Origin of the sequence: Mesorhizobium sp. M7A.F.Ca.CA.004.06.1.1, assembly GCF_003999135.1 — a bacterium.
Lineage (GTDB): Bacteria > Pseudomonadota > Alphaproteobacteria > Rhizobiales > Rhizobiaceae > Mesorhizobium.
The window spans coordinates 1-2,640 of the sequence record NZ_RZPQ01000794.1 but is presented as its reverse complement, the minus strand read 5'-3'; the positions used below and the strand labels follow the sequence as shown (position 1 = coordinate 2,640).

At 57.9% G+C, this 2,640-nt stretch carries 3 protein-coding genes; 2 read left to right on the top strand and 1 reads right to left on the bottom strand.

The genetic code is table 11. The features are described from left to right. The coding region (locus EN906_RS30220; protein WP_127375607.1) for an aminotransferase class I/II-fold pyridoxal phosphate-dependent enzyme at positions 1-594 on the bottom strand (594 nt) is incomplete at its 3' end. Positions 595-714: 120 nt separating this feature from the next. Between EN906_RS30220 and EN906_RS30215 the strand changes: the two genes are divergently transcribed. Together EN906_RS30215 and EN906_RS37850 are read left to right on the top strand one after the other, a co-directional pair. Further along, positions 715-2,382, top strand: coding sequence for a sulfotransferase (locus tag EN906_RS30215; protein WP_127268657.1), 1,668 nt, complete (start codon positions 715-717; stop codon positions 2,380-2,382). Positions 2,383-2,458: 76 nt separating this feature from the next. Continuing rightward, positions 2,459-2,640, top strand: a 182-nt coding sequence (locus EN906_RS37850) for a hypothetical protein (protein ID WP_206529208.1), incomplete at its 3' end; no start/stop codon positions are given.

Sequence of the window (2,640 nt, the reverse complement as noted above, 5' to 3'; positions counted from 1 at the left end):
GCCATAGGCCTCGTCGAGCACCAGCATGGTGGTTTGCGGCAGCGCCTCGATGAAGCGGATGATCTCGCTCGCCTCCCACCAGCTACCCATTGGATTGTCGGGGTTGGAGAGATAGACCAGCGGGGCCTTGTCCCTACGCACCGCCGCCAGCAGGCCATCCAGGCTTTCCCGGTCGTTCTCGTAAGGGACTGTCACCAGCCGCCCGCCGACACCGGCAATGTGGAAGTTGAAGGTCGGGTAAGCGCCGAGCGAGGTAACCACCGCGTCACCAGGCGCGACATACATGCGTGCCACCAGGCTGAGCAGGCCATCTATGCCTTCGCCGACAACGACGTTCTCGGCCTCTACGCCGTGATGCGCGGCGACCGCCACCTTCAGATCGTGATTGTCGGGATCGCAATACATCCACATGTCGCCGGCGATCTCGGCCATCCGGGCGGTGACGCGCGGCGAGGGACCAAAGCTGCTCTCATTGGCGCCGATGCGGGCGCGGAAAGCGCGGCCACGCTCGCGCTCCTGCGCTTCGGGGCCGACAAACGGCACCGTCGAAGGAAGCGCTGCGATGAGCGGCATGAGGGGAGGGCGCTGGTGCATGGCGGAAGCTCGCTTGAAAAAGGGCCTTCTTGCTAGCGTGGCCGACTTGGCCGTGCAAGCACCCGGCGGTCCGCAATCGTAACGCTGGATTCCTGCGTATCTTTTTGCTAGCGAGACGCAATGAACAATCGTCTGCCGCCTGCCTGGTCCAAGCACCTGAAGGTCCAAACCGGACCGAAACCCAAATTCCCGCAACCGAATCTTCCGAAAGCGAATTCGCTTTCGCGTGCGCAGGCCGACGAGGCGTTGCTGCAGCAGGCATATCAGTTTCAGCAAGTCAAACGGCTCGGCGAAGCTCAGGACTTATGCCTGCAAGTTCTGGCGCGTACGCCCAACCATCCACTTGCCCTGTATATCTTGGGGACCGTGTGCCTGGGCTACGACGATGAGGCGGCCTTGCGATATTTCGCACGCGCGGTCGGCGAGGAGCCAAAAAACCCTTACTACCACCTTGGGCTGGCTTCGGCCTATGTGAAGGTCAGCGAATATTCGCCAGCAATCAGACATATGCAATACGCCTTGGAGTTGCAGCCAGATCTTATCGAAGCACTTTGTGCATTGGGGGACGCTTATATCGACTTTGACAAACCTGAGATGGCTTTGCCGCTTTATGAGAAGGCACTAAAAATAAACCGGGATCATCCAAAGGTGCGGATCGGACTGGCTCGCGCGCTCACCAGCGTGGGACGGATGGTTGAAGCTGCCGCCTATCTTCAGGAGGCAATCGAACGTCGTATCAAGGTGCCGGCGGCGTACAATGACCTCGTGCAGACACAAAAATTCACCGAAGAGCCTAAGGAGCTCAAAGCCATTCTTGGCGAACTTGGAAATCCGAAGCTTGAACCGGATGGTGCCGAGAACCTTCATCTGGCGGCCGGCAAGGTGCTGAATGATCTCAAACGCTATAAGGATGCATTCGACCATTTCAACAAGTCGAAACAGGCATCAGGCCGCAACTTCGATATCGACCAATACCGTCGCTGGATAGACTCACTGATTGCGACCTTCACGCCTGAGATGCTGGCTGCCAAGGCCGATTACGGAAATCCTTCGGAAATTCCCGTGTTCGTGGTCGGCATGCCTCGCTCAGGCACAACTCTTACGGAACAGATCTGCGCCAGTCATCCTGATGTACACGGCGCGGGCGAACTAATGAAGCTTAGGCGGGTGGCGAATGCGATTGAACTCAGAAGGTCGTCAGCCGGAGATTTGGACTCGGCGGTCGCGTCGATCACAAAAGGCTTGTCCCGAACATTGGCCGAGGAGCATTTGTCCTATCTGAAGGAGCGGGCGCCCGCGGCACTTAGGATCGTCGATAAGATGCCGCATAATTTTGAACTGATCGGTTTGATTGGCCTTCTCTTCCCCAACGCAAAGATCATCCATTGCCGCCGTGACGCGATCGACAATTGCGTCTCTTGCTATGTCTTGAAATTCGGCGAGGGGCACAGTTACAACACCGACCTGAAGACACTCGGTCTGTACTATCGCGAATATGACCGTCTGATGCAGCATTGGAACGAGGTTTTCCCGGGCCTGATCTTCGAAAACCGCTACGAAACGCTCGTCGAGGATCAGGAGGCGCAGTCACGCCGCCTCATAGATTACCTTGGGCTGCCCTGGGATGACGCCTGCCTGCGTTTTTTCGACAGGGATGGTTCGGTCAACACGCCCAGCCGCTGGCAGGTTCGCCAACCCATCTACAAATCGTCTGTCAAGCGCTGGAAGAATTATGAAGGCGAGATCCAGCCGCTAATCGATGCTTTGGGCGACTTGGCGGAGACGTAATTCAAACGGGGCTGACGTGCCTCTCATGCACGTCACCTCGATTTGGTTGGCACTGCTGAGCTGAAGAAGCGCAGGGATGCGCGTGATTCCGCACCCGACGATCCCAAATGCAATCGCCGGTTGGCCGATTATTTTCTGCTGGTCGGCGCTCGAAGCGCTTGGCGCGAAATCTCAGGCGTTGCCGGACTGGCAAATAGCCTGGTTGCCGAAGCTGTCAGGGCTCCGCCTCGGCGGCTGGCTACTGTTGGCCGCAAAACC